Origin of the sequence: Limobrevibacterium gyesilva, assembly GCF_025989185.1 — a bacterium.
Lineage (GTDB): Bacteria > Pseudomonadota > Alphaproteobacteria > Acetobacterales > Acetobacteraceae > Limobrevibacterium > Limobrevibacterium gyesilva.
In genome coordinates, this window is sequence record NZ_JAPDNT010000066.1 from 1 (window position 1) to 5,645 (window position 5,645).

Consider the following 5,645-nt stretch of genomic DNA (forward strand, 5'->3'; position numbering starts at 1 on the left):
CCCGGCTGGCCGCGCCGCATCGCCGCCGCCACCGCCGTGCTGGACCGCGCCGAGCGCGCCGGCCGCGACGTCGCCCTGCTGGCCACCGCGCCCTCCGCGGCCGGCGCCGCCCCGCAGGCAACATTGCCGATGCCGGTGCCGGAGCTGCGCCCGCGCCTGGAAGCGCTGCGCCCGAAGCCATGGCCCAGCGACCGCGCCGCCGCCGCGTCCGCCCTGCAGGACTGGAAGCAGGGCGGCGCCGTCGTCTACCTCGCCGACGGGCTGACGGACGGGCCGGACTGGGAGAGGTTCGCCGAGGCGCTGTCCGCCATCGGCCCGCTGACCGAGCTTCGCGCCGAGGACGCCCCGGCCCGCCTGCTGCTGCCCCCGCGCACCGAGGCCGACCGGCTGGTGGCCCGCGTGGCCCAGGCGCCGCGGCCGGTGCCGGACGAGGTTCCCGTGCTGGCGCAATCCGGCGACGGCCGCACCCTGGCCCGCGTGACCGCCGGCTTCGCCGCCGGCGCGGCCACCGCCGAGGCCCCGATCGTGCTGCCGCCCGAGCTGCGCAACCGGCTCGCCCGGCTGGTGCTGGAAGGCCCGCCCACCGCCGGGGCGGTGGTGCTGCTGGACGAGCGCTGGCGCCGCCGTCCGGTGGGCCTGCTGGCCGGCGACGCCACCACCGCCGGCACGCCGCTGACCGGCCAGCTCTATTACCTCAAGCGCGCGCTCGAACCCTATGCTGAGCTGCGCGAAGGCGACCTCAAGACGCTGCTGTCGCGCGAGCTCTCGGTGCTGATCCTGGCCGACCACGTGGTGCCGGACGGGCCGGAACGCGACACGCTGGCGCAATGGGTGGAAAAAGGCGGCCTGCTGGTGCGCTTCGCCGGGCCGCAGACCGCCGAACATCCGGACAGCCTGCTGCCGGTGAAGCTGCTGGCCGGCGACCGCCAGCTCGGCGGCGCGCTGTCCTGGAGCCAGCCGGCCGGCCTCGCCCCGTTCCTGCCCACCTCCCCTTTCGCCGGCCTCGCGGTCCCGGCCGAGGTGCGGGTGGCGCGGCAGGTGCTGGCCTCGCCCGGCGCGCATCTGGTCGACGCCACCTGGGCCCGGCTCGCCGACGGCACGCCGCTGGTGACGCAATCCCCGCGCGGCGGCGGGCGCGTGGTGCTGTTCCACGTCACCGCCAATGCCGACTGGTCCGACCTGCCGCTGTCCGGGCTGTTCGTGGACATGCTGCGCCGGCTGGTGGCGATGGCCAATGGCGTGGCCAGCGCCGACGAGGCCGGCGACACCAGGCTGGCGCCGGCCGAGTTGCTGGACGGATTCGGCCAGCTCACCCCGCCCTCGGCCGCCGCCGCGGCCCTCACCGCCGCCGAGCTGGCCACCACCGCCGCATCGCCACGCCATCCGCCGGGGCTCTACGGGCCGGAGAACGGTCGCCGCGCGCTGAACCTGTCGGCCCGCATGGCGGTGCCGGAGGCCGCCCCGACCATCGCCTTCGCCCGCGAGGAACCGATCGGCGGCGTGGCGCCCGAGCGCGCCTTGGCGCCCTGGCTGCTGGCCGCGGCCCTCGCGCTGCTGGCGATCGACCTGCTGCTGTCGCTGCGCCTGCGCGGCCTGCTGCGGGCGGCCACGGCGGCGGCGGCACTGCTCATGGTGATGCCGGCGCACGCGCAGGACGCGGAGCAGGGCAACATCCATCCCGCTTTGGCCACGCGCCTGGCCTATGTCGTCACCGGCGACGACCAGGTGGACGGCGTCTCCCGCGCCGGGCTGGGCGGCCTGTCCGACTACGTGAACCGCCGCACCGCCGCCGCCCTCGCCGAGCCCGCCGCCGTGGTGCCGGGCCAGGACGACCTCAGCTTCTACCCGCTGCTGTACTGGCCGATCACGCCGGACGCGCCCACCCCCTCCGGGACCGCGATCACGGCGCTGAACGACTACATGGCGCATGGCGGCATCATCGTGATCGACACCCGCAACGGCGGCAGCGGCGAAGGCTTCGCCGCCGGCGCCGACGAGGCGCTGCAGCGGCTGGGCGAAGGGCTCGCCGTGCCGCCATTGGCGCCACTGACCACCGCGCATGTGCTGGCCCGCGCCTTCTACCTGCTGCAGGACTTCCCCGGCCGCTACACCGGCGACACCGTGTGGGTGCAGCGCGACCAGGACCGTTCCAACGACAGCGTGAGCCCGGTGATCATCGGCGGCAATGACTGGGCCGCCGCCTGGGCGGTCGATGCGACCGGGCGCAACCCCTACGCCACCATCCCCGGCGGCAGCCGCCAGCGCACCCTGGCCTACCGCTTCGGCGTGAACCTGGTGATGTACGCGCTGACCGGGAACTACAAGGGCGACCAGGTGCACGTGCCGGCGCTGCTGGAAAGGCTCGGGCAATGAGCGTGCGCCGACCCCTCCCCCCGGCCCCCTCCCCCCAACCGAGCCACTGACCGATGCACCTGGAACAGGCCTTCGCCGCCCTGCGCTTCGACCCGGCCCTGCCGATGGGGCTGCTGGCCGCGCTGGCGGCGCTGTGCGCGCTCGCGCTGGGCGTCGGCCTGTGGAGGCGCGCGCGCGGCCTGGCGTGGCGCTTCTTCGCCTTCGCGGCACTGCTGCTGTGGCTGTCCGGCCCGCGTCTGGTCGAGGAAACCCGCGAAACCCTGCCGGATATCGGCCTGCTGGTGATCGACCAGACCGCCAGCATGTCGGTGGGCGATCGCACGAAGCTCGCGGAGGCCGCCCGCGCCCGCATCGAGGCCGAGGCCCGCGACCTGCCGGACCTGGAGCTGCGCACCGTCACCGTGCCCGAGCAGGGCTCGGAAGGCACCAGGCTGTTTGCCGGCATCGACCGGGCGCTGGCCGACATCCCGCGTGCCCGCCTCGCCGGCATCGTCGCGGTCACGGACGGGCAGGTGCACGACATCCCCGCCCCGGCCGCCGGCGAGGCCCCGTTCGGCGGCGCGCCGCTGCATGTGCTGATCCCCGCCAAGGGCGAGGAGCTCGACCGCCGCATCCGCGTCGTCGAGGCGCCGACCTACGGCATCGTCGGCAAGTCCGTCACCATCCGCATGGCGATCGAGGACCTCGGCCTGCCGCGCAATGGCCTCGCGTTCGGGCAGGCCGCCCGGCTGACCATCCGCCGCGACGGCGAGGAGCCGCGAGTGGAGAGCGTGCCGGTCGGCGTCGAGCACCAGATCGACGTGCCCATCACCCGCGGCGGCAACACCGTGGTGGAAATGACCGCCGACACGCTGCCGGGCGAGATCTCGACCGTGAACAACAAGGCGGTGGTGGAGATCAACGGCGTGCGCGACCGGCTGCGCGTGCTGCTGGTCTCCGGCGAGCCGCACGCCGGCGAGCGCACCTGGCGGCGGCTGCTGAAGGCCGACCCGGCGGTGGACCTGGTGCACTTCACCATCCTGCGCCCGCCGGAAAAAGACGACCTGACGCCGCTGAACGAGCTGGCGCTGATCGCCTTCCCGGTGCGCGAGCTGTTCCAGGTGAAGATCAAGGAATTCGACCTGATCATCCTCGATCGGTTCCAGAATCGCGGCATCCTGCCGCCGCTGTATCTGCGCAACATCGCCGACTACGTGCGCGCCGGCGGCGCCCTGCTGATGACCGCCGGCCCCGAATACGCCGGCCCCGGCAGCCTCGCCGCGAGCCCCCTGGGCGCCGTGCTGCCGGCCCGCCCCGCCGCCACCAGCGCCGTGGTCGACGGCGCCTTCCGCCCCGGCGTCACCGCCCTGGGCGCGCGCCACCCCGTCACCGAAGGCCTGCCCGGCTGGAAGCCGCCCAACGCCCTGGGCGGCGGCGAGCCCGGCTGGGGCTCCTGGTATCGCCACATCACGCCGGCCGACCTGCATGGCGACGTGCTGATGGACACGCCGGACGGCACGCCGCTGCTGGTGCTGGACCACGTGGAGCAGGGCCGCGCCGCCCTGCTGTTGTCGGACCAGATCTGGCTGTGGTCGCGCGGCCACGAGGGCGGCGGCCCGCAGGCCGAGCTGTTGCGCCGCGTGGCGCACTGGCTGATGAAAGAGCCCGACCTCGAGGAAACCGCGCTGACCGCCAAGGTGGAGCATGGCGCCCTGGCAGTGGAGCGCCGCAGCACCGAAGAGGTCGCGGTCGGCCAGGTGAACGTGACCGACCCCGACGGCAAGCAAATGCCGCTGGCGCTGACCCCCACCCGGCCCGGCCGCGCCGTGGGCAACCTGCCCGCGACCCTGCCCGGCGTGTGGCAGGTCAGCGACGGCACCCGCGTCGCCTACGCCGCGGCCGGCGCCGCCAACCCGCCGGAACTGGCCGACCTGCGCGCCACCGCGACCCTGCTGGCGCCGCTCGCCCGCGCCAGCGGCGGCAGTGTGCATTGGCTCGATCCGGCCGGCGCCCCCGCCCTGCGCCGCACCGAGCCCGGGCGAGAGGCGGCGGGGTCGAACTGGATCGGCCTGCAGCGCCGCCACGACCATCTGGTGACCGGCATCACCGCCATCCCGCTGCTGCCGCCATGGCTCGCGCTGCCGCTGATCCTCGGGCTGGCGCTGTTGGCGTGGCGGCGCGAAGGGGCGTAACCCGCAGCTGCTCCCAACCCGAGGAGATGTGTCTTCCTGGACGACGACTCGCACGGCTCCGCCACCCCGACACCGACCGCGCACTGGCTGGCGCTGGTCGGCTTCGTGGGCCTGTGCCTGCTGGTGGGCGCCGCCAACGGGACCATGACCGCGACCAGCGTGCGGACGTGGTACCTGGCCCTGGCCTGGCCGCCCGGCACGCCGCCCAACTGGGTGTTCGCGCCGGTGTGGACCACGCTCTACGTACTGATCGGCACCGCCGCCTGGCTGGTCTGGTGCCGCCCCAGCCCTGGGCAGCGTCGCGCTCTGCTGCTATGGGGCTGGCAGTTGCTGCTCAACGCGGCCTGGACTCCGGCCTTCTTCGGGTTGCACAGCCCGGCGCTCGGCCTGCTCGTGATCCTGCCGCTGCTGTGCCTGATCGGCCTCACCATCCGCGCATTCGCCGCCCAGCGCCCGGTTGCGGCGGCGCTGATGGTGCCTTACGCAGCATGGACGTGCTATGCCACCTACCTCAATGTCGGGTTCCTCTGGTTGAACCCGGGCTAGCTGCTGGAGTAGTCCCCATGCCCCGCATGTCATGCAAGATCGACCTGCCGGCGCGCCCGCGCGTACGCGCCCGCGTGCCGGCGGCCGCCCTCGTCCTGCTGCTCGGAGGCCTGTTCACCGCACCGGCCGCACTCGCGCAACTCAGCGGCCCGACCGCCGGCGTGACCAGCCCCGTCGTGCGCCCCAGGCAGGACCCGGTCGTCCGAACGCCGATGCCGCCCGCCTTGCCCGGCGCCCAGGCCAGCCCCGGCGGACCGGTGGAGCGCGGCGCCGTTCCGCTCGACGCCAACCCCACCGACGCGCTGTTCGACGCGGTGAACCGCGGCGACATCGCCAGCGCGCGCGACGCCCTGTCGCGCGGCGCGGACCTGAACGGGCGCAACGTGCTCGGCCTGACGCCGATCGACCTCTCGGTCGATCTCGGCCGCAACGACATCACCTTCCTGCTGCTGTCGATGCGCGGCACCAGCCCGGCGAGCACCGCTGCCAACAGCTCCGCAACCGGCCCCGCGACCCGCAAGCCGGCCAAGCCCGTGGCGACCGCGGCCGCGGCGC

The 5,645-nt window shown here is 74.7% G+C and carries 3 protein-coding genes and 1 pseudogene; all 4 read left to right on the forward strand.

The annotated features are described in order from the left end of the window. Positions 1-2,373: DUF4159 domain-containing protein (locus tag OL599_RS25605; protein ID WP_264716893.1), on the forward strand; the 2,373-nt coding region annotated here is incomplete at its 5' end. A 53-nt stretch (positions 2,374-2,426) separates the two neighbouring features. Then, complete coding sequence (locus OL599_RS25610) at positions 2,427-4,544, forward strand: hypothetical protein (protein ID WP_264716894.1); 2,118 nt, start codon at positions 2,427-2,429, stop codon at positions 4,542-4,544. A 105-nt stretch (positions 4,545-4,649) separates the two neighbouring features. Then, positions 4,650-5,090, forward strand: coding sequence for a TspO/MBR family protein (locus OL599_RS25615; RefSeq protein WP_264716896.1), 441 nt, complete (start codon positions 4,650-4,652; stop codon positions 5,088-5,090). A gap of 17 nt (positions 5,091-5,107) precedes the next feature. After that, positions 5,108-5,645: pseudogene (locus OL599_RS25620) on the forward strand (hypothetical protein); the annotation flags it as partial.

What these genes read in the sequence shown, in the direction of transcription:
- OL599_RS25610 (WP_264716894.1), top strand. Translation starts at nt 2,427, where the DNA reads ATGCACCTGGAACAGGCCTTCGCCGCCCTGCGCTTCGACCCGGCCCTG.